Raw genomic sequence first — 22,569 nt, forward strand, 5'->3', positions numbered from 1 at the left:
GCTTTTTTTATGTCTAATTTATTACGATATTTGCAAAGTGAACACGATTTTGAACACGTTTTGAAAGTAAAGAAAAAATATTCAGAACCAAAAATATACGATGCTGATGGTGATTTATCAAAGCGTTGGTATGTTTATTTTTCTTTTCGAAAGAAGTTAGATGGACCACTTGAGAGATTTCCAAGCAATATTTATGCTCCCCAACATTTAGAAAAGCGTGAACGATTGCTATGGCTAAAAACTATGCAACGAAACCTATCTTTGCTTCTAAAAGATGGATTCAATCCATACAATCCTGATAACAAATTCAACTTTGAAGAAGAATCTAATAATAAATCGATTAAAGAGGCTTTTGAATTTGCTTTGAATATCAAAAAAAATACTTTAGCAGAAACATCATACAAAGGATTAGAAGGACGAATATTGCGTTTTGAAAAGTGGCTAAATGAAAATGGATTTAAAAATAGATTGATTTCTTCTGTCAATAAAAAGGTAATTACAACTTATCTAAATGAAGTTTTAATTGCAACCTCAGCAAAGAATAGAAATAATACTCGTACCGATATTAGTTCAATATTTACGGTTTTAGCAGATAACGAAATAATAGTAGATAACTTTATTCTTAAAATTCCTGTTTTAAAAAGCAATCCTGAAAAGAATAAATCCTATACCAGTTCTGAAGAAACTAAATTATTCGAGCATTTGGACAAAAACAACAAGTTACTTTCTTTGTATGTCAAATTCATTTCTTACAACTTTTTAAGACCAGTTGAAGTCAATCGCATTACGATTGGAGATATTGATTTGAATGATAAAATTTTAAAAATTAATACCAAAACAGGCTTCAAATTAAAGCGAATTCCACAAGTTCTAATAGATGAAATGCCCAATATTTCTCAATATCCAAAAGATGCATTTTTATTTGGAAGAAAAGATTTTGGACAGTATTGGGAAGCTAACGAAACCAGCCGAAGAAATGATTATTCCGATTATTTTTTAGAAGTTAAAAAGAAATTCAAATTAGGTAAAGATTATGGTTTGTACAGTTTTAGACACACCTTTATTACCAAGCTCTACAACACCTTTATTAAAGAGATGACACCAGAGGAAGCTGAATCTAATATCATGTCAATAACTGGACATACGAGCAAAACAGCCCTAAGAAAATACTTGAGGGAAATAAATGCTTATATTCCTGAGGATTATTCGAAGTATTTATAAAAATGAAAATTCCTAAGTTTTAGAAATTAAATGCTTTTTGCATTAATTGTTGCTCACTTCTTGATATTCCGATTTTGTTTGCAATATCTTTCCATTTACTTACCTCACTTGTAACCTCATCAATTATGGCGTTCATTTGTATTTCATTTAATCTGAAGTATTCACCAACACTTTTAGCCAATTCAAAATCTAATTCATTATTGTCCATGTCAATATTTAATGATAAACCGTCTTTGTCGATAGATGGATTTAAATCATACGCTGGAGCTAAAATCCACCCTTCATTTGTTAAAATAAAACCATGATTTCTAAGATGATCGTCAGTATTTGAAATACTAATATTAAAAACAATTCTTCTCCATAATTGGTGTAAATTTTCATCAATATTTACTCCATGATTGCTAATAAATTCAGCTATTTCTAAATAACTTGGATGTTGATTTTTTATTGTTTCTTCGTTATTTCCAGTCATAGTCATGGCTGATGCAAAATGGATTCGCTCTCCATTTTCCCTATCAAAACGCTTCGTAAAAAAGGTATGATAATTTCCCATGATTTTCTCTATTCTGCATGGCGCCATTTTGATTCCTACTTTAATAGCCAATTCATAAGCTAAATATTCCCACGCTGCTTTATCTATTGTATCTGATTTTGATGGAAATTTGGCAATCCATAAACTTTTGTCTGTATCTAAAATATTGGCTTTGGGCCTAGCTCCACCTAGTGAAGAACCTGGTGCTATTAAAATTGACAACCATTTTTTAACCTCATCATTATCTTTATCGTCTTCAATATTTTCTGCAGCATTTTGAAGCTCTCTAATTGAGGACCAAGGTGGTGTTGAAGTAATTTTATCATTATCTAGAAAATCACCTTCGGGGTCTATTTTAAAACGCAATGCTCCCATCCTACTCTCATCATAAACTCCTAAAAGAAAATCGATATCGTAAAGTGTTGGTGCTTTAGTGTTGTTCTCTTTAGCCGCTTGTACTGCTTTTCGTTTCATTAAAGTTCTTCCCCATGTATCAGGCATACTATCTAGAAAAATTCCAAAGTTTTCTTTTTGATTTGGATATTGAGAACCTGAAAACAAACTAATATCTGGGTCAAGCAAAAACTTTTGTCCTGTTTTAAGCCATTGCGCATCATATTGAAAACTAAATGCTTTTTTACCTTTAGCTTGTTGCGCTGACAATATGCCAATTAATTTTGGCTCTTGCATTCCTAACCAATGAGCATACACATAAATATCCGTTTTATTAAGTGCCATTTTCTACTACTTTAAAAGTTCTAGATCTTGTAATCTTCTACCTAGTTCATCGTCGGCAGCTAATTTTAAAAAATCATCTTGAAGTCCTAATACTCGTAATACATTAAAGTAAGCTCCCATTGCAACACTAGGATTTCCCGATTCTATCAGGTACAATGTAGAACGAGAAATATCCGCACGCTCAGCCACTTGTATCGTGGTTAATTTACGTCTTTTACGTGCTATTTTTATGTTTTCTCCCATTTTTTCCAATACTAAATTGTACTTAGGAAAAATAGTTTGCTTTTTAGCATTCATACAAAAATGATTGTTATTTCAAACAAAATTAATGTTTTTGTTTGAAATAACAATCATTTTTACAAGTTATTCGTTGTTTTTTGCTTTTTAACTTGTAGAAAAGTAAGTCTTCAACTATTAAATAGAAAGTCCAAAAGATTAATAATGTCTTTATCTTAATTCTTAAAACTCGCAATAATTGCTCTAAAACTCTCTAAACCGGCTTCAATATTTTCTACAATTTCTTCTGCTAACTCATCAGGGTCAGGTAGATTATCTAAATCAGCTAGGGATTTGTCTTTTAACCACGTGATGTCTAAACTGGTTTTGTCTCTTGCAATCACCTCATCATACGAAAATTTACGCCATCTACCTTCCGGATTCGTTTCGGAAAAGGTTTCTTTTCTCTTAGCCGTATTACCCTCTAAATACAAGTCTAAAAACTCTTGTAAGTCACTATATTTTAAAGGATTTTTCTTAAGCGTATGGTGAATATTGGTACGGTAATCGTACACCCAAATTTCTTTGGTTTGTACTTCCTTACTCGCTGGTTTACCATCAAAGAACAACACATTCGCTTTTACGCCATTGGCATAGAAAATACCCGTTGGCAAACGTAAAATCGTGTGGAGATTAGTCGTTTCTAACAACTTCTTACGCACAGTTTCTCCTGCACCTCCTTCAAACAAAACGTTATCAGGAAGTACTACTGCCGCTTTACCGTCTTCTTTTAATTGGGTTCTAATGTGCTGTACAAAGTTCAACTGCTTGTTACTCGTAGTTACCCAGAAATCCTGACGGCTATAGGTTAAATCGTCTTTCTCTTGTTCGCCTGCCTCGTTGGTAATGGTCATGCTACTCTTTTTACCAAAAGGCGGATTCGCTAAAATATAATCAAAACGGTCACCATTATCGGCTACTAACGAATCGTTTGGGGAAATAAAATTATCCGAATCGATATCGCCAATGTTGTGTAAAAACAAGTTCATTAGTGCTAAACGACGCGTACTGGCTACAATTTCATTACCTCTAAACGTGTGGTATTTTAAAAACTGCTTTTGTTCTTTATCTAAGTTTTGCTCGGTTAAATGGTCGTAAGCTGCTAAAAAGAAACCTCCTGTACCACAAGCGGGGTCGCCTATGGTTTTCATAGGTTGCGGATTCAAACACGTAACCATCGCTTTAATTAATGGTCTAGGGGTAAAGTACTGCCCAGCCCCACTTTTGGTATCTTCTGCGTTTTTTTCTAATAAGCCTTCATAAATGTCACCTTTGTCTTTTACGCCCATCATGACCCAGTTTTCGGCATCTATCATTTTGATGAGTTTGAAAAGCTTGGCAGGGTCTTGTATTTTGTTTTGACTTTTGGTAAAAATTTGACCTAAAATTCCTTTGCTTTGTCCCAACTCACGTAGCATTTTCGTATAATGCACTTCTAATTCTTCTCCGCTTTTGTTTAAAAGACTTTCCCAGTTTAAATTGGTTGGAATATTTAAGTTACGGTTATGCGGCGGCAAACTGTACTCGTGTGCCATTTTTAAAAACAGTAAATACGTTAACTGCTCCAGGTAATCGCCATAACCTACACCATCATCTCTTAAGGTTTGACAAAAGGCCCATACTTTACTTACTATAGTGGAATTTGTGTTGCTCATTTTATAATTGAATTAAGATATCATTAGTTAAATCTTGTGTTGATATAACTTTAAAACCGTCTAAAGTTAAAGAATTTGTATAATGTGCCATTGGATGTCCATATCTATTTTTACCAACAGAAATAAGTGCAAGATTAGGATTTGAACCTGGTGATAAATTATAATTATATAAGCCAGCTTTTCCTCCATGATGGGGAACTATCAAACTGTGTAAATTTGTATGATTAATTAACGGCAATATAAAATTTGAAATCAATTCGTAATGACAATCAGCAGGCATAATTATACTTGATTTACTAGTAACAATTGCAAGTACAATACCTGATTTATTTCTATCTTTATTTTCAGTCGAATTAAAAATTTTCAATTTATTATTAGGAGGTGAAATTAAATCTAAAATTGGTGGGATTCCTCTTAGTTTCGGTAGATTATGGATAGTAAGTACATTATTTATACCAATAGCTGAAACAATTCTTGAAAATAATATTCTACTCGTAATATTTGGAAGAAACGACGGACATATAAAACTAGAAAAACATTGAAGTTCTAAATTTGTCATACCAATTAATGAATGATAATGATCTTTATCCCAATGAGATAAAACTAAAATTGGCTTATTTTGAGAATATTCAATTGTTTTATTTCCAATGTAACCTCTGACTATGCTTTTACTTGCATTCATAGGAGCTCCAACATCATATACAACTTTAACTATTTTATCATTAATAATTTCGTTCCAGTTACCTTGTCCAACATCTCTAACATTCACTTCAATATTGTCTTTTAACTTTATATCCAGAAAATTTGTTGAAAGATTTCCTCTTGCTATAGCTCCTATATTAAATTTCTCTTCAATATTAAAAGATACTGATTGTAAAAAAAATGGAATACTGTTTTGAGACAGATTGATGGTATATCCAAATAAATAAGAATCTTCAATAATCTCTATACTATCATTCAAATTTGAAAAAACTTCTTTATTTATTGCATAAATAGTATTTTCTCTTACTCTTTTTTGTGAGTAGTTAACTATTTTTACCATTGAAGTTTTTGATTCTAAATGCTGAATTTCTAAAAAAGTATCAAACTTTAAAAATTCTTCAGAATCTAAAAAATCAAAAATTATGTAATTTTCTTTCCAATTAACTTCCTCAATTACAACTAAAACATCTTGAGGATAATACTTATTATAGTAATAATAATACATAAATTAAATGAGTATTAATTAAAAAACTTCCTCCACTCCTCCAACTTCTTATCAAACGAAATTCCAGCATTTGCAGGACTTGTTGAAGGTAAATTTACATATTGAATAGTTTTTGAAACCTTAACATATTTCTGAAAAAACTTTGCTGCTTTCTGTCCATTAAATACAATTGTATCAATATTTGGATGTTCATTTAAAAAATTAGTAAAATCATTAGGAATTTCTTGTTCTATGGCACTATCCAAACTTCCTTCTCTTACACAAGCTTGTAAAACATCCCATATAGCAACATTATTTTTTAGAACCATTTTTTTTCTGATTTCATAATCTGTAGAAAATGGTTCATTAAAAATTTCAAACAATAATTTCCAAAATGCATTTCTTGGATGACCGTAATACTGATTCAATTCTAAAGAAGTAATACCTGGCATTGTTCCTAAAATTAAAATTTTAGAATTTTTATTAGATATTGGTGGAAATGAATAAACTTTCATAATCTTATTTTTTAAATCAACTCCCCACTAAACGCCTTTTTCAAAATACTTTGCCTTAAAGCTTCTGCTTTTTGTAAACTCTCTAGTATACTTTCCTCCATTTTATCGGCAACGCTTAAACGACTTTCAATTTCTTGAACGATAAGGTGCTGTTCTTCGATTGGTGGTAGTGGTATTGTAATATTAACAAAAACTTTTTGTGTTAAATTTAAACCACTATCACTAATCCCTGATTTCATTTTTTCTATTATATCCTGATATTTTGGCGTATTGATTATATATTCAAAATATTCAGGTAGAATAAGTTCCTTATTAACTTTAATTCTATAGACCTTATCACAATTAATCAATTTTGGTCTTGTATGTTTAACCATACAACAAATACCAACTCTAACTCTTGGACCTGCACGAGTAATTAAAATGTCTCCTACTTCAATTTCATGTTGCTCTTTTGGAATTAAATTATTTGGTAATATTTTATTTTCAATTTCAACAAAATATCCTTTTTGAACAGCACTTGTTTTTATTACAGCCCATTGAGTTTTATCTACAGATGCATTATTTTCACATTTGGGACTCCAGCCTTGGTCTAATTTGCTAATTATTTTTTCAATTGGTGTTAGATTTTCATTTGTTGCCAATAAATTTAACACACTTTGGCGGTACACTTTTAGTTGCGCTTGTGCGGTTTTTAAATCGGCTAAACCTTGGTCTAACTCGCTAAAAAGTTCTTCTATTTTGGAAACGATGGCGTGTTGGATTTCTAGTGGGGGAACGGGTATTTCATAATCAGTGAAATTTGCCATACGAATATAATTCGTAGCCGAGCCAAATTGTTTGTCTTTATTTCTTGTTTTCCAATTACCATATAAATGATAAAATAAATATTTGGCATTTGTTTTAATTTCATTTAAAACATAAGTTCTTTGATATGCGTCAAATTCACCATTGTAATAAAAAACTTCACCAACATTCGCCCCATTCCCTGGTAATATTATACATTCTCCCTTGAACCTGTTTGTATCACAGTATAAATAATCAAAAGCACATGTATAAAACCTATATTTACCATTTGGCTTTGAATGATTTGCATCATATTTACCCGTTTGTATTGAACAAACTTCTCCAAGTTTTTTTGTTTGCCATGTTTTATTTTTGTTCATAATCATCTGGTAATTGATCAATTACATTAACTTTAAAATAAGAGTAAAGAGATGGGTGTATGTAAAATTTACTGTTATTAGATATATCTGACTTTTCTATTAGAATCTCTTTTGAATAATAAAATGCAGTCTGAAAACTTGGTCCTTTTTTAACACCAATAATACCAATTCTGTATAAAATAAATATCACTTTTTTGAGAAAACTTTGAAAGTTAATTAAATCACTTTTCCAATCATTAACTGCTTTCTTTAAATCCCCTCTAAAAAAATCTTTATATTTATCTTCTAAATATATGTCAGCAAATTTTTCTTCACTAACAGATTTTAAATTAAATCCATTATGACTTCCTTTTAAGAAGTTACATAAGTAAGAAATTTTACCGTAATTTTCATTCCACTCATCTTCTAAAGCCTGAAATCTGTCTAACGAGTATGATGGTTCTGCTTTAGAAATAATATCATTTGTAAAGTATGCTTTATTGTTTGAATTCTCTATAATATGATTTAAAAATGATATAATATCTCTAGGCCTGTAAAATGTTCTTTTTAAAACATAATCAAACCCTTTTTTATGACCTCGCCTTTCTTCATAAAATGCTTCCTTAACATTAAACTGGTCTTCAGATAAAATTTTTAATCTTTTATCTATTAGATTTTTTAATTCTTTCTCATTCCATGACAAATTTGAATATAATGGTTTAAGCTTTTCTCTTTGCAAACCTTTATGTTCATGTTTAAGAAAAACAATCTCATTTAAGTTTTCCCTTAAAGAAATAATAATTTTTACTCCTAATAATTGACGAAATTCTTTAATAACATCAATCATAGCTCCTATCAAATCAAGCCTAATAGAATCTTCTACCCATTCTCTATCCAAATCATCAATAACTATATAATATTTTTTTTGGTGATTATTAAATAAATCAGTTTTCATAATGTCAATTATATCCAATAACTCTATAACTTGTGAATTAGATATTATTGATTCTGCTTTATTTTTAGCTTCGTAAACAAAAGATTCATTTCTGAATTTCTCATCTGACAATCCTAATTTGATTGCTTCAATATCAATATTAACAGAGTCAGCAAATTTTCTTTGAATATTTTCTTCAAAACTTTTTACCAATAATTCAGTTTGTTGCCAAAAATCATTTGACCATGTTTCCATGTACTTTACAGCCCTCTCTTTTCTGGAAAAATTCTTTTTATCCTTTGAGATTTTCTCTTTTATTCTTTCAAAAAATGTTTTCTGTTTAAATGAATTTAAATTTTCATCAAAATACATTTTTAACAATTCAACTATAAATACATGCTTCCAAAGCACTTTGTAAAAAAGATTTAAATTAACGTCAATTGAGTTAAAATATCTCAGAATAGTTGAATTACTTAAAAATCTCAAAGACATAGCTTCAGGTTCAATAACACAAACATTTTCTTGTGTATTCTTAATATATTTTATTATTGCACTCTTTCCAGAGCCAGTTCTCCCTAATAAAATTGATTTTTGATTTTTTGTGTCTAGAATTTCATCCAGATTATCAATCTTGATAAATGCATTTAACACATATTCATCCGTTTCAGCATCTGGTGAACCAACTTGATAAGATTTCCTTAATTTAAATTTTGCCATAATTTACGCCGCTAACTATTCATTTAATACTTTTATAAATTTATTTATGTATTGCTAATAAATTGGTAATTCTGTTTGACACATTTCATTAACTTGGTTTTACTACTTTTTCAATAATTGAATTAGGCATAGTTGGCGATGAATCTTCTTTTAGTAATCCAGTATCAGCACGGCTAAAAATAGATTGTAAAACTATGTTTCTATCGATATCAGAAACCGCATTATTTTCTTTAAGTGCTAAATACACATAGGTTAATTGTTTTCGTTCTTGAGCATCTCTTGACAGGTGAAATGAACTAAAAGTAAGTTTTGTAAATGCTCTAATCAAGAAAGCTAAAAATGTTATAAAAGTTATGAAAACAATCGACCATTTTATGGAACTACCTGTATTTTTAAACATTTTTTCATATTCCCCAACACCTATTGAATTTAGAAGATTATATAAACAAATAACTCCAATAATAATTGATAAAGTTAAACCTACTAACCACCATTGACCTTGAATTCTCATTTCATTGGCACGTTCTTCCCAATATTGTGCAGGAGCTTTAAGGGCTAATTCTTCTTCATATAGTTTTTTTAATTCTTCAATCCTTTTTGCTGATGTTGTATTAAAATTGTCAAAGGCATTTTTAGAAGTAGCAAACCAATGTTGAAAAGAAGAGTCTTTTTCATTTTTTAATTCATCTAAAGATTTTACATATTCTTTGTAATCATTATTGGCATTAGTTAGATGTTCTGTAACATCTTTAGTAGCATTTTCAATTGCTAATTGAAATTCATTTTTTAAATTACCAAAAATTTTTTGTTCACTTTCTTTTCTAGAATATTTTAAAAAAGTTTCTTTATTTATAAAATCATTAGCTAAGGTTGCACCTATAAAATTATTTTTATTACTATTTACTTCTCTCAAATTGTTAGTTATGAAACTATATGCACCATGATAGTATGTTTTATTTTTATTATACAAATCCAATAAAAAAGTAACTTCAATAGTATCAAAATTAAAAATTGGAATGCCTAGACTAAAATTTCTTGAAACCGAATTCCAATTTAAATCATAATAATTTGATTCTTTATCTGAAAAAGAAATAACAAAATTTTCAATTGCCTTTTTATTTCTTTCAAAATAAGCTTTTGAATCATTTAATTCAGTTGGTATTTCACCTTGAAAATCATTCCATTTTTTAACTTCATTAAATAAAAAATCATAGAATGAACTCACATCATTAAATGATATTTTAAATTCATTAGCATTTGCTGAATTTAATTCTATTTTTTTTTCTTTAAACCAAGTCGGGTTCGTAGAATTAGAAATCAGTTTTTTAAATTCTGTTTTTGTCATAATCTATGCCGCTAATACTTCGTTTAATTCTTCTATAATTTCTATATACTGGTTGCCAAACAACTGGTAAAACTTCCCTAAACCACCGTATGCGTTAAACGGGTTCAGTTCAAAATCTTCGGTGTCTAAATGGAAGGAGTTGGCAATATAATCTTTAATCATGCGCAACCATTGCATTTGTTCTTCCGTATAGGTATTGTGTTGCCCCGCATTTTTCTTAAATATCCACTCTTGAAAGTTTCTATCCACCGTTTTGTCATAAGCCGTTAAATACTCATCTATTTTTAAGGCTTTACGAATCACAGAAACCAAGAGTACCAAATCTTGTTTAGGTTTTTCGGTTCTCGGCATTCGTTTTACGAATTTGTCTTTGTCTTGGTTGTCTTCCAATTCAGCATAAGCATCCCAAAGTTTAGGTGCGTTCAAGGTAGGTTGTTCCAATACCAATTTCTCGTATAAATCGCGTATCATTTTATAGGTCAATTCCCTTCTTCGGTACGGTTCATCATAAAAAATTTGCAAGGCTAAGGCTTCGTCTTGGTTATTGGCTACCCAAGTTTCAAAAGCAGTTACGATGCTTTGCGCTTGCTCGGTAACGTCTTTTACCCAACCCATATTGGTTACTTCGTCAATATTGAGGGTATCAATAATTTGGTCGTATTTTTTACGTACGTCTATAATGTAATTGCGTAAATCAGGATTATGCAACACCGCAACCGCTTGTTCTATAATAGCACGGTGCTCCGTTTCAATGGCTTGTTCTATAACGGCTGGCGCTTGTCCTAACATTTTTTGCTGACAGCTAATTGCTAATTGCTCTCTTACATCTGGGTCGTACGCCTGCAATAACTTTTGTACCACTTGCTTAATCTCTAAACCATTGGCTAACTCGGCAAATTTTTCTTTTTCTTTTGGGTTAATTTGACGGTCTAAACGAATCAAACGATTGGCTAAAGTTGTTAACATTTCTTCCGAGCGATTGCCCATTGCAATATTGCCCAACACATCTTTTAATGCCACACCAGGGGCTTTTTCTAAAGGTCGGCTATCGGTCTTTTGTGATTTTTCAACACCAATGGCATCAATAATCACAAAATGGTCTTTGTTAAATTTCGCAGTTGGCGTTCCTGTTTTACGTAGTTCTTCTAACGTACAAGTACGCGTACCACGACCTTTCATTTGTTCATAGTAACTTTTACTCTTCACATCTCGCATAAACAACAACACTTCCAGCGGTCTAATATCGGTTCCTGTTGCAATCATATCTACCGTAACGGCTACACGTGGATAGTATTCGTTACGAAACTGACTCAAAATGCTTTTGGGGTCTTCGGTAGATTGATAGGTAATCTTTTTACAAAACTTATTTTCTTCGCCAAATTCCTCTCGAACAATGTCAATAATATCTTCGGCATGACTGTCACTTTTGGCAAAAATTAGCATTTTGGGAACTTCAAAATTGCCATGTTCGTCAAAACGGTCAGGAAACATATTCGGTAAATTATCACGAACGGCTTTTACAATCGTTCTTATGGTACTAGGATTCACAATATCTTTATCCAATTGTCTACCCGAATAAGCAATATCTTCATCTACGGTTTCCCAAAACTTTTTTCGGGTTAAGCGTTCGCGTTTGTCTACTTGTTCGCCTACACCAATTGCAGCACCTTCTTTGGATATTTTAGTTTCAATAGTAAATACATTATAGGGCACCAAAACACCATCTACCACCGCTTTTTCATAACCATAATCCGAAACTACATTCTGATTGAAATACATAAACGTACGGTTATCAGGCGTAGCGGTTAAGCCCACTTGAAACGCATCAAAGTAATCCAATACTTGTCGCCACAAGTTGTAAATACTGCGGTGACATTCGTCAATCACAATAAAATCGAAAAATTCAATCGGTATTTTCTCGTTGTACACTACAGGCAAAGGTTCTTTCGTTTGTACATATTCATACGGATTCAATTCTTCGGCACTTTCATCCATTTCATTACCTTTTAAAATGGAATACATCCGTTGAATCGTACTGATATACACCTGATTGTCTTGCGGAATGAAACTGCTTTTCAATCGGGTCACTGGATGCAATTCGGTAAACTTACTATTAGAATCATTCGGCAAATACGCCATGAATTCTTGTTCGGCTTGCTCGCCCAAGTTTTTGGTATCTACTAAAAATAAGATGCGTTTCGCTTTGGCAAACTTCAACAAGCGATAAATAAAGGTAATAGCTGTAAAAGTTTTTCCCGAACCCGTTGCCATTTGCACCAATGATTTGGGTCTGAAATCTTTAAAGGATTTTTCTAATTCGGTAATTGTATCAATTTGGCAATCCCGTAAACCATCGATCGGCAATTGCGGAATATCTAATAAACCCGCTCTTAGCGTTTTTTCATTTTTTATCCAAGAAGCCAAAGTTTCAGGTCGGTGAAACGTGAATACTTCTCGTGCTCTTGGTTTTGGGTCTTTATAATTCGTAAATTTGGTAATATCTCCCGTGCTAATGTACACAAAAGGCAAAGGATCATTATTCAAGTATTTTAGTTTGGCTTTGGCATAGTCTTCTCCTTGCTCTTCCACCATAGACAAAGATTGTCCTAACTCAGAGCGTTTGGCTTCAATAACGCCTACAGGTGTTTGATTCACAAACAACACATAATCGGCAGGTCCTACATTGGTTTGGTACTCACGCACCGCAACCCCAATATTGGCAGCTAAGTTAATTTGTGATTTATTTTGTATGACCCATCCACAAGCCAATAACTGCTTATCTATTTCATCTCGAGCAATTTGTTCAGGATTTTGATTTGTCATAATTGAAATTAGATTTTCCCCAAACTTACTACTATTTTTTCTTACAAACAAGACTTTTTTTAGTTAAAAAGGGTATAGGAAGTAAGAAAATATAGAATAAATTACAAGTCCTTTATCTCAAAAATAGAGAAAAGTAATAGGCTCTTTTTACGGTTATCCGTAAAAGGGTAAAAAAAAGGCATAAAAGTAGGAAAACAACGTATAAAAGCGGTTTTTAAGAGAAGAACTGTAGGTCAACCTCTCCACTTGTAATTAATTTTATATATTGCAGCTAATTTAAACTCACTATTACCCATAAAATACAATAGGCATCTCTTAATTATTTCTTATGCAGTTTATAAATTGTACACTTGAAGGAATTGGCGATGGAAAAGTTGCTCCTGTTAAATCACAATTTATAAATTTCACATTTTCTCTAAATTCCCCGCTAGAGGGAGCATCATGCACGTGCCAAATTAATTCATGTCAATCTCCAAAATGGTTTGATCATTATTTCCATAATTTCTAGCACCACTATATTTCCAATCAATTGGGTCGTTTACAAAACCTGATTTTAACGGATAATTATGTATGTAATTTAGTTTTTGTTGAAATATTTTAATGACTAAATTTCAATTGGTTTGTTGTTTTGTTGCCACAATCGTCTTACTTTAACATTACTATTTATCTTTCCTGCTCTTTCAAACATCCAAATCAACCATTCTTTTCTGCTTTCTTGAGGGTTTTCTTCAATAATATTGTGCATTTTTCTTGAGGTAAATCCTTTAAAATCTCTAATTAACCCATATGGATCACCTAATTAAGAGCGAAAAATTAAATGTATATGACTTGGCATTATACAATATTCATAAATTTCCATTTATTTATTTTTCCTACAAAAATATAATAGTTCTATTTGGGTGTCAAAATAATCAACTCGAGTAAAAGCATCTATCCAATAAACATTAGCAAAGGAAATAAAATAAACTCCAACTTTTTCTCCAAATTTATATTTTCTACTCTTGTTAATCAAAAATTTAAAATTAAATTATACATTAAACTTTATATATTGATTATTTTTCTAGGCACGAGTTTGAGGCTCAAGCTAACGGGGGAAAATAATTGGATTAATCTGATTTTTTACACCTCAAGATTTAGATATACCAATTGCATATTTTCCGTAAGTATTTGTATGCCTTCTTACATGAGAAAAAGGAATATCACAAAAGCATGTCATTGGAAATACAATTTCGGCTTTATAGTTAATTAAACTCTCAAAGTTTTCCAAGCTGTAACAAACATATAAACCATTTTTTAAAATGCTTAATAATGAATTTTTATTGTATGTAAATTAAAATAAAGTATTTGCACTAATGTTTGTTTCCATCAATTAATTATTTTCATTATTGTTTTTAATTTCATCTTTATTAGGATTAAAGTCAAACACCCAAATTTTTGATATTTTGTGTAAAAATGTTTTAGGTTTAAAATCAAAAAGTGCTCTATTACTAATCAATCTGTCAAATGCAATATAAGTGCCGAAAGTTTGCATTATAGCAACATTAGTATTTTCTATATTAAATAATTCTATTTCATTTAAAGAAGCAATAGAATATATTATCAAGTATAGAAAAAAACCAAAAAATATTAAATATCTCGTTCTCTGTTTATTTATTAAATGATTTCCAAGATTGTGATAAAGATTTACTAACTCTTCTGGATTATCGTTATTTATAATTTTATTAGACCAAATCATTATTTTTTCACTAAAAAGTGTTGTAAAAATAAATGTAGTAGTTAAAGTAAGATAAACATTTGATGCATAAGTTAAATCTAAATTAAAGAAATATATTGGTACATATTTATAAAATAGTGCAAATAATGCCAAGGGCATTAAATATGCATAAATAAAAACAAAGAAAATTTTGAATAGTGGACCAATTATCATTAATATTCCAGCAGGTATTAATATTATTGATTTTATCACACTAAGAAATTTCCAATCAGGTATTGTAACTGTTATTGAAAATATTCCCACATATGTCAAAATATAACCAAAAATGGAATTTGATTTGTTTATATTAAATGAAATTAGAATAATTATTAATCCAAAAACAATTAAAAAAATGTTTATTTTTCTTTTATCGCTCATAATAATTAAATCTCAAATGTTTTAAAATTATTAATTTTTCTTTAACTAAATAACCTTTAGTTTTGTACAAATTAATTAAAATTTGACACATAAGCAATAAATACTCACTATCCTTTATGTTTATTTGTATTACGCTTTGGGTTTTATTTTTCTAATTTAAGGTTTTTGGTGCTGTTAAAAGTAAATTATTTTCTTCAAAGATACTAACTTCTTGCTAACCATATCTTGATACAACACATTACGTACCATTAAAGTAATGTTTACTATAATGTTGTTTGCATCAATAACCACATAAGGACTAACATAAGTTGTATATAATCCCAGCTACGCTAAGTCACCCGACTTCAAGCTTCAATTGAGTTTGTTTATTCTTAGAAGCAAACATACAGCTTTTCAGTACACGCACGTTACTGCTGTCCGTTAAATCTTTTTTTCTTGCTTATTCCAAACAAAAAAAGAATACCACTACCATCAGGACTATAATTCACATGATTTTTATAAAATAAAATCCTAACTTTTTACGGTTAGGATTATTGTTTTGATTTACATAACGAGCAGTAAGTTATCTATGATTGGGACTTACTGGTTTGTTGTTTTTTTGTGGACGTATAAAGTTATGTCCTAATTGGGAGATTATCTATATCGCTGATTACCTGATTTTGTTTTACCATATTTTATCATGTATTTAATTCACCAACACATCTGCAACACAAACTCCCAATTAAAACCATTTTATTCGATTTAAAATGTTAAATAATAAAAAAACAACCCGAAGGTTGTTTTAATCTTATTACTATAATAATATAAATAGTTGATTTTATTGAAATGTTTTTTCAAATAATTATCCACCAACACGTCTGATACATTAACCTTAATTTGGAACATTATTAAGCTTTACATATAAAATACTTTCATATTTACCATTATGAAAATCATTAGGATAAGTAAAATAAAAAATTGTTCCATCTAAAACACCTTCTATTTTCTTATTATTATAAACAAATTCAACTAAAGTTTTTTCAGAATTTATCCTTTTTAATTTCCATATTCCTTTTACTTGAGCTATTGTATCTTTTTTATTATAATTTAGTTCAAATGTATTGTTAGCATAAATTTTTAAAAATCTGTAATCTGAAATATTATTGGTTTGATTTTTAACTATTACTTTATCAATTTCATAATTTCCAACTATATCAATGTCATTATTTTCTTTACATGATAGCAAAAAAAACATTACAAAAAAAACTAATTTAAAAGTTATTCTACTCATTATCTCTTACTTCTGTTAAAATATATCTTGCAGGTCTTCCTTCTTTATTATTTAATGGTCTATTTTGATTTCCATTTAAAGGTATATTGTTATCAGCATCAGCAAAATAATAATTACCCTTACTATCAACTTGCAATGTAAATCTATTATTCTTTGTATCAGTTCAAACACTTTTCCCTTTATTGTCAGAATAGTTATCGTAATATGAAAAATAAGTATTGCCATTTTCATCTTTTCCCATTCCAACTATTGTAACATAATGATTAGTAGCACCATTTGCATTTCCTGTTTCTTTATCTGGATTATACATTACTCCAGCCATTACAGCTTTACCTTCTTTTAAATTCTCCACAATAGTATCTATTCCTTTTTGTAAATCTAACTTTGATTTATCTCCACCTTTCTCAACATACATATCAACTCTACTTTTAGCACCTACTGCAGTATAATCTCCACCTTTTTCTACTTGTAATCTGCTATAATCTGCACACTGAAATGTTTTTTCTTTAGTGGATTTATTTTCTCTACTATATTCAAAGCCAAGAAATGTTTTTGTTATTGTTATAGTACTTCTGTAATCTACCCATTGCTTGCCTTTAAGAACATTGGCTATATTAGTTATTGCTGTAAGTTTTGGCGGTTTTGGCGACATTCCATCAGGGTCTGTCAACATTATCGGATTCTGCATACAATAATTGTATGGATTATGACTTGGAAACATTTCTGCCAGTGGGTCAGTACTCAACCAAATACTAAATTTCGGATTGTAATACCTTGCCCCGTAATAATAAAAACCAGTTTCTTCGTCTAACTCTTTACCATTGAACTTATACCTATTGGTATAATCTCCTGTGTAACTATGTTGTTCCATCATCGTTTCTCCGAATGGTAAATTTAAGAAAAATTATCTCACTGGTTAATATTTTTTGGCGTTCGATGAATGCAAAGCATTTGATAAGGATTTCCATAAGTATCCGATAAAAATGTTCCTGTTCCTAAATGGTCGCTATGGTAATAGTATAGCTCTTTTTATCTGGTTTTAAATTATACGAGAAAATACAGTACGGATTGCAAATCCGTGCCATAGGGTTATATTAGCAGATAAAGATACTTCTTATAAAAAATAAAAAAATCCTAACTTTAACAGTTAGGATTTATTGTTTTGATTTACATTATACGAGCAGTAAGTTATGATTGGTACATACTAGTTTTAATACCACGCGAAAGGATTCGCGGGGTAGCGGGGGCCGCCTCTCTTAATGTTTTAAACCTATCTCCAGGATTCATAACTTTTCTACCGTCAGGGTTAATAAAATTTAATTCGTTATCATTACAATTCTAATACTGATTAAAATTCTCTTATTTCTCCGCAAGCTTTTCTATTGATTATTAATTAAATACCTCGTTGTTCAAATAAATAGTAAAAAAAAACAAAAAAGCAGAAACAAAAAATAAAATATTTATAAATAAAGATTTAATTACTTTAATTTTGATTGATTTTATTCTATTAAATTTCTCATATATTATATAATTAATAATAAAAATTAATATATATATAAATAAATTATAGCTTACATTTTTTAATATTCTGTAATCTATTAAAATGGATAATAAATTTAAAAATGTGCTTATTAAATTCATATATATAAATGAAGCAAAAAAAAGCACTCCAAAACTTGTATTTTTTTTATTAATAACAATATCATTATATAATGAAAAATATATAATATCAAATAACTTCATATTTCTATTCTTTTAAAATTTTACTCTTATACCAATTGTACTGTCTACTTCTATAAGTTGAAGAATTTTCTCCAAAAATAATCCTATTGTATAATTCTGTATTTATTAAATTCTCCCCAAATGATGTCCCTATATACCATCCTAAAGCACCTATTGGTGTTGTTGAAGCATATATTCCAATAGTATTATGAACCGCACTTGTTGTTCCTTTTAAGTAATTCTGATTATAAAAATCATTAGCACTTTCAAAATAACTTAATGCATTTAAGCTACCACCAACAAATTGAGTAGTATTTCTAATAGAAATATACTTTGAAAATTTATTAATATTAAATGTTCCATCAGGATTTCTAATTAAATTATCATAATTATAGGTTAGATAACCTGATTGAAAACTATTAAGAAGACCATGATACTTGGTAAAATCATTTATACCTTTGCCCATATCATAATTAACAGCTTCAATTGTAGAACCTCCTTTAGTTATTAAATTTGTTGAACTATTTATTGTTAAATTTAATCCATCTGTAACGGTACCATTATCATGAAAAGTATATTCATAAATTACTTCATTTGTACCTCTAACAGTTCCGACCAATTTAGAACCTTCATCCATATGTACTGCACCAAATCCATATTTAGTAACAGCCTCTGTTGAACTTGTAATTTTTGGATCAAAAAAATATCTACTTCCTAAATTTATCCAATCTGAAGGAGCTCTTCCATCTAGGTCAACCAAATTCACTGGATTATCATTACAATACACATATGGATTTACATTCGGAAACTTCTCCGCTAGTGGGTCTACACTTAACCAAATACTAAACTTTGGATTATAATACCTTGCCCCGTAATAATAAAAACCAGTTTCTTCGTCTAATTCTTTACCATTGAACTTATACCTATTGGTATAATCTCTTGTGTAACCATGTTGTTCCATCATCGTTTCTCCGAATGGTAAATTTAAGAAAAATTATCTCACTGGTTAATATTTTTTGGCGTTCGATGAATGCAAAGCATTTGATAAGGATTTCCATAAGTATCCGATAAAAATGTTCCTGTTCCTAAATGGACGCTATGGTAATAGTATAGCTCTTTTTGTTTGGTTTTAGATTATACGAGAAAATAAAGCACGGATTGCAAATCCGTGCCATAGGGTTATATTAGCAGATAAAGATACTTCTTATAAAAAATTAAAAAAATCCTAACTTTTTTTACGGTTAGGATTATTGTTTTAATTTACATTATACGAGCAGTAAGCTATCTATGATTGTCACTTACTGGTTTTGATTGTCGGGTGTGTACGTGAAAGCTATGTCCTAATTGAAAACATTACCGAAATGTTATATTAAATAATTATACATCAACAAATCTTATACTTTACCACAACATTTGCACAATATTAATTACAGTTTGATTTATTTGTTTTATAAACTTTGCCATAACTGTCGAACCAAATTTTTAATTCTGTATAACCATCATCTCCACTACCTATAAATGTAATTTTATAACAATTATTTGGATAAAAAATAGTATCCTTCTTTTTAACTCTATACAATTTTACTATTTCATTAATTTCTATTCTACTATCTTTAGTTTTCTTATCTTTTAGTGATAAATCAAAAACACAATCTGAATTATTAGGATTCAAACTATCACACTCAATTATTAATCTTTTTAAAATTCTGTCATTACAACTTACAATAGATTGTGATTTGATATCAAAATAAATATCAGTTGATTGACACGATAATACTAAAAAGAATATCATTAATACTTTAATCCTTTGGAACATCTGAATAATCAATTTTTTCATATTTTTCACTTTTATATGCTTTCCACCATTTATCAATTCTACTATTGATAACCTTATCATTATTATGTTTATTATTAAATAATTTTTGTATCATATTTTCTTTACCATTTCCATAATGTTTATCAACAAACATAGAAAAATCCACAAAAACTTTAGAACCTACATCTGCTTGTTGTTCTAATGGAGAATCATCGTGTACAATAGTTTGATAGTCCTTTTCATTAATAGCATCAAGATTCATTATTCCAGAAACTATATATGCACCTACAGACCTTGCAATGTGAGATGCTCCACCATAATCATCTAATTGAGGTATATGCCCTACTTCATGAGCGCTTAACTCTAAAAAATATTTAGAATTAGCTTTTACATGATAATAAGTAATATTACTATGCATCGCATCATCACCAGTTGTCATTGCACCTCCTCCATAATTTTTAAAAGTTAAAGTAGAATTGCGAATAGATTTTTCACTAACACCTGAAACTAATGAAAGTAAATGCGATGCTGAAGATGAAAATTTATATGAATTTGGTGTTTGAGTTCCTTTAATATAAGATTTTACTTCAATTACATTTATAGCATAACCTCTAATTCTTGGGTTTCTAGGATATCGTCCATCAGGGTCAATCAAATTAATCGGATTCTGCATACAATAGTTATATGGATTAAAATCTGGATACTTCTCCGCCAACGGGTCAGTACTCAACCAAACACTAAACTTTGGATTGTAATACCTTGCTCCATAATAATAGAAACCAGTTTCTTCGTCTAACTCTTTTCCATTGAACTTGTACTTGTACATTGGATTATCAGTAGGAACAATTTCAACTCCTGTTTCAGGGAAATTATCAAAATCTAATCTATCAATGTTATAATTCTGATGTTTTAACCCAAAGGGATAATAAGGGTTTTATCTGTGTTCGATGAACCTTACGGTTTCTTCTAATTTTTTAAGAACGTTTGTCAAATTTAATATTTTATAAACAAAATCCTAACTTTTCAACGGTTAGGATTTTTTGTTTTTACTAATAAAAAACGGCATTTCTGAATCATATAGCAATGCCGTTTAATTTTTTGCGAACTAGTTAACTAATCTTATTTTAATTTATAATTTCTGAATGGTTTTAGTTCATTTTTCCTCACTTTGTGGGCACAGATTTCAAATCTGCGCTAGCGTTGCGGTGAGAAATCCGAGCGGTCGGGTTGTTCAGTTTTTATTAGAACTCTTTGCGGAGCTGGAACATTGTATTAGTAACACTTTGATAAATTAAATAAATCTATTATATGAAATGTATATTTCGGAAAAAACAAAATAAATCCACTTGAAAAACACACACAATAATTTAAAATTATCGGATGTGTAATATTTTTAAACTTTAATTTTATTAAAACCAAAAATAAACCAAAAACATAAGGCATTATTATCATAAAAAAGGGGAAGACAAAATATGGACTCAACACATAGACCTTATCAAGTGAAATATAAGTTAATAGAATTAAAAAATATAAAACTGTTCCTAAAATCAAACCACAACTAACATCTTTCAGTCTAATTCCAGTATTAATTATCTGAAAAACAAGTGAAATAAAAGATATCAAACTAATTATCGCAACAAATATTAAATATAAAAAAATTATTAACCCCATATTAAAAATCTCTAGGAGAAGCATGAATTAACTCATCTTCTCTGTTTCCTTTATGAACTTTATTCTGACCGTTTGCTTGCATTCTTTCAAGCATAGTACCAATTAAATGTCCTGTTAATATATTCGAAAAGAACCCTCCTTCTATCATTTTATTAGTACCATATGGCGAAATAATACCGCCTTTCGCATTTTCTTTTTGTAATTTGTTTAATGGATCACTTTCATGGATATAATTTATATTGTAACTACCTTTTTTTGGTTTCGCTTTCTTTACTTTTCTCTTCATTTGATTTGATAACCATGCAGGATTAAAGGTAATTGAAGAGCGTCCAGTACAATATGACGCCATATTAGCTAATCCTCCGCCTAATGAATGTCCAACAAAAACTAAATTATCACTCCCTATATATTCAGACATCTTAGCCGCTAATAAAGCAGCAATTAAATACTGTTCCGATTTACCTATTATTTGCTTTATATCTTCAACTCCATCTTTTTCAATATCCTCTGTACCAGCAAAAACAAAGGCGTATTCTCTCACACCATCCTCTTTTATACGTTCATACATCATTGCTTTTAATCCAATTCTATTATTTCCATCCACATTATATTGCCATAAAAAAGATTCTTGCCACCCACCCTCTAATTTAACTTTTCCATCATAGACATGTGATGCCATTAAAGCTGCTTCAAATGGCGTTGGATCTTTACCATCAGGGTCTATATAACTGATAGGATTATTAAAACAATAATTATAAGGAGAATGAGCTGGATATTTCTCCGCCAGCGGGTCAACACTTAACCACATCTGCACAACTTTTGCCTCGTGCGAGTGAACGATTTTCAATTTTGGTTCGTATGTCAGCTGTAAACAT

The 22,569-nt window shown here is 29.9% G+C and carries 17 protein-coding genes and 3 pseudogenes; 1 reads left to right on the forward strand and 19 read right to left on the reverse strand.

Features of this window, described 5'->3' with window-relative positions:
* Window positions 1-9 precede the first annotated feature (9 nt).
* The gene (locus KQS_RS07460) at window positions 10-1,221 is read left to right on the forward strand and encodes a tyrosine-type recombinase/integrase (RefSeq protein ID WP_014388586.1); all 1,212 of its coding nucleotides are present in this window, start codon (window positions 10-12) and stop codon (window positions 1,219-1,221) included.
* Window positions 1,222-1,240: 19 nt separating this feature from the next.
* Here the strand turns inward: KQS_RS07460 and KQS_RS07465 are convergent, their stop codons facing one another.
* The 19 genes and pseudogenes from KQS_RS07465 to KQS_RS07545 form a co-directional block, all read right to left on the reverse strand.
* The gene (locus KQS_RS07465; RefSeq protein ID WP_014388587.1) at window positions 1,241-2,491 is read right to left on the reverse strand and encodes a type II toxin-antitoxin system HipA family toxin; all 1,251 of its coding nucleotides are present in this window, start codon (window positions 2,489-2,491) and stop codon (window positions 1,241-1,243) included.
* A 6-nt stretch (window positions 2,492-2,497) separates the two neighbouring features.
* A complete protein-coding gene (locus KQS_RS07470) occupies window positions 2,498-2,788 on the reverse strand; it encodes a helix-turn-helix domain-containing protein (RefSeq protein WP_014388588.1) in 291 nt (96 codons plus the stop codon).
* Between the two features lie 155 nt (window positions 2,789-2,943).
* The gene (locus KQS_RS07475) at window positions 2,944-4,422 is read right to left on the reverse strand and encodes a class I SAM-dependent DNA methyltransferase (RefSeq protein ID WP_014388589.1); all 1,479 of its coding nucleotides are present in this window, start codon (window positions 4,420-4,422) and stop codon (window positions 2,944-2,946) included.
* Window position 4,423: 1 nt separating this feature from the next.
* Window positions 4,424-5,629 carry a ComEC/Rec2 family competence protein gene (locus tag KQS_RS07480; RefSeq protein WP_014388590.1) on the reverse strand — a complete coding sequence of 402 codons (1,206 nt, stop codon included), beginning with the start codon at window positions 5,627-5,629 and terminating at the stop codon, window positions 4,424-4,426.
* A 14-nt stretch (window positions 5,630-5,643) separates the two neighbouring features.
* Window positions 5,644-6,123, reverse strand: a complete 480-nt coding sequence (locus KQS_RS07485) for a DNA-deoxyinosine glycosylase (RefSeq protein WP_014388591.1) — start codon at window positions 6,121-6,123, stop codon at window positions 5,644-5,646.
* A gap of 11 nt (window positions 6,124-6,134) precedes the next feature.
* Complete coding sequence (locus KQS_RS07490; protein WP_014388592.1) at window positions 6,135-7,286, reverse strand: restriction endonuclease subunit S; 1,152 nt, start codon at window positions 7,284-7,286, stop codon at window positions 6,135-6,137.
* Window positions 7,273-8,916 (reverse strand): P-loop ATPase, Sll1717 family, encoded by a 1,644-nt coding sequence (locus KQS_RS07495; RefSeq protein ID WP_014388593.1) that lies wholly within the window; start codon window positions 8,914-8,916, stop codon window positions 7,273-7,275. Before KQS_RS07495 ends, KQS_RS07490 begins: the two co-directional genes overlap by 14 nt.
* Window positions 8,917-9,004: 88 nt before the next feature.
* Window positions 9,005-10,261, reverse strand: coding sequence for a DUF6161 domain-containing protein (locus KQS_RS14000; RefSeq protein ID WP_014388594.1), 1,257 nt, complete (start codon window positions 10,259-10,261; stop codon window positions 9,005-9,007).
* Between the two features lie 3 nt (window positions 10,262-10,264).
* Window positions 10,265-13,084, reverse strand: a complete 2,820-nt coding sequence (locus tag KQS_RS07505; protein ID WP_014388595.1) for a type I restriction endonuclease subunit R — start codon at window positions 13,082-13,084, stop codon at window positions 10,265-10,267.
* Window positions 13,085-13,539: 455 nt separating this feature from the next.
* Window positions 13,540-14,096 (reverse strand): annotated as a pseudogene (locus tag KQS_RS14550) (transposase).
* Between the two features lie 114 nt (window positions 14,097-14,210).
* Entirely contained in the window at window positions 14,211-14,351 is a 141-nt protein-coding gene (locus tag KQS_RS14725; RefSeq protein ID WP_084642285.1) for an abortive infection system antitoxin AbiGi family protein, read from the reverse strand.
* 102 nt (window positions 14,352-14,453) lie between these two features.
* A complete protein-coding gene (locus KQS_RS07515; RefSeq protein WP_157868404.1) occupies window positions 14,454-15,050 on the reverse strand; it encodes a hypothetical protein in 597 nt (198 codons plus the stop codon).
* Window positions 15,051-16,086: 1,036 nt separating this feature from the next.
* Entirely contained in the window at window positions 16,087-16,449 is a 363-nt protein-coding gene (locus KQS_RS07520; protein WP_157868405.1) for a hypothetical protein, read from the reverse strand.
* A 28-nt stretch (window positions 16,450-16,477) separates the two neighbouring features.
* Entirely contained in the window at window positions 16,478-16,621 is a 144-nt protein-coding gene (locus KQS_RS14395) for a hypothetical protein (RefSeq protein WP_157868406.1), read from the reverse strand.
* 27 nt (window positions 16,622-16,648) lie between these two features.
* Window positions 16,649-17,362, reverse strand: a pseudogene (locus KQS_RS07525) (RHS repeat-associated core domain-containing protein); the annotation flags it as partial.
* A gap of 870 nt (window positions 17,363-18,232) precedes the next feature.
* Window positions 18,233-19,174: pseudogene (locus KQS_RS07530) on the reverse strand (RHS repeat-associated core domain-containing protein); the annotation flags it as partial.
* 456 nt (window positions 19,175-19,630) lie between these two features.
* Window positions 19,631-20,044, reverse strand: coding sequence for a hypothetical protein (locus KQS_RS07535; RefSeq protein WP_041252041.1), 414 nt, complete (start codon window positions 20,042-20,044; stop codon window positions 19,631-19,633).
* On the reverse strand, window positions 20,007-20,849 hold the full coding sequence (locus KQS_RS07540) for an RHS repeat-associated core domain-containing protein (protein WP_041252042.1): 843 nt from the start codon (window positions 20,847-20,849) through the stop codon (window positions 20,007-20,009). Before KQS_RS07540 ends, KQS_RS07535 begins: the two co-directional genes overlap by 38 nt.
* Before the next feature lie 846 nt (window positions 20,850-21,695).
* On the reverse strand, window positions 21,696-22,541 hold the full coding sequence (locus KQS_RS07545; RefSeq protein ID WP_157868407.1) for a hypothetical protein: 846 nt from the start codon (window positions 22,539-22,541) through the stop codon (window positions 21,696-21,698).
* Window positions 22,542-22,569 lie beyond the last annotated feature (28 nt).

This window comes from Flavobacterium indicum GPTSA100-9 = DSM 17447, assembly GCF_000455605.1.
In the GTDB taxonomy this organism is placed as follows: Bacteria; Bacteroidota; Bacteroidia; order Flavobacteriales; family Flavobacteriaceae; genus Flavobacterium; species Flavobacterium indicum.

Coding starts and splice junctions, on each gene's coding strand:
- KQS_RS07465 (WP_014388587.1), bottom strand. CDS start 2,491: ATGGCACTTAATAAAACGGATATTTATGTGTATGCTCATTGGTTAGGA.
- KQS_RS07540 (WP_041252042.1), bottom strand. CDS start 20,849: ATGTACAAGTACAAGTTCAATGGAAAAGAGTTAGACGAAGAAACTGGT.
- KQS_RS07485 (WP_014388591.1), bottom strand. CDS start 6,123: ATGAAAGTTTATTCATTTCCACCAATATCTAATAAAAATTCTAAAATT.
- KQS_RS07505 (WP_014388595.1), bottom strand. CDS start 13,084: ATGACAAATCAAAATCCTGAACAAATTGCTCGAGATGAAATAGATAAG.
- KQS_RS07495 (WP_014388593.1), bottom strand. CDS start 8,916: ATGGCAAAATTTAAATTAAGGAAATCTTATCAAGTTGGTTCACCAGAT.
- KQS_RS07490 (WP_014388592.1), bottom strand. CDS start 7,286: ATGAACAAAAATAAAACATGGCAAACAAAAAAACTTGGAGAAGTTTGT.
- KQS_RS07520 (WP_157868405.1), bottom strand. CDS start 16,449: ATGTTTTTTTTGCTATCATGTAAAGAAAATAATGACATTGATATAGTT.
- KQS_RS07475 (WP_014388589.1), bottom strand. CDS start 4,422: ATGAGCAACACAAATTCCACTATAGTAAGTAAAGTATGGGCCTTTTGT.
- KQS_RS07480 (WP_014388590.1), bottom strand. CDS start 5,629: ATGTATTATTATTACTATAATAAGTATTATCCTCAAGATGTTTTAGTT.
- KQS_RS07535 (WP_041252041.1), bottom strand. CDS start 20,044: ATGAAAAAATTGATTATTCAGATGTTCCAAAGGATTAAAGTATTAATG.
- KQS_RS14000 (WP_014388594.1), bottom strand. CDS start 10,261: ATGACAAAAACAGAATTTAAAAAACTGATTTCTAATTCTACGAACCCG.
- KQS_RS07470 (WP_014388588.1), bottom strand. CDS start 2,788: ATGAATGCTAAAAAGCAAACTATTTTTCCTAAGTACAATTTAGTATTG.
- KQS_RS07460 (WP_014388586.1), top strand. CDS start 10: ATGTCTAATTTATTACGATATTTGCAAAGTGAACACGATTTTGAACAC.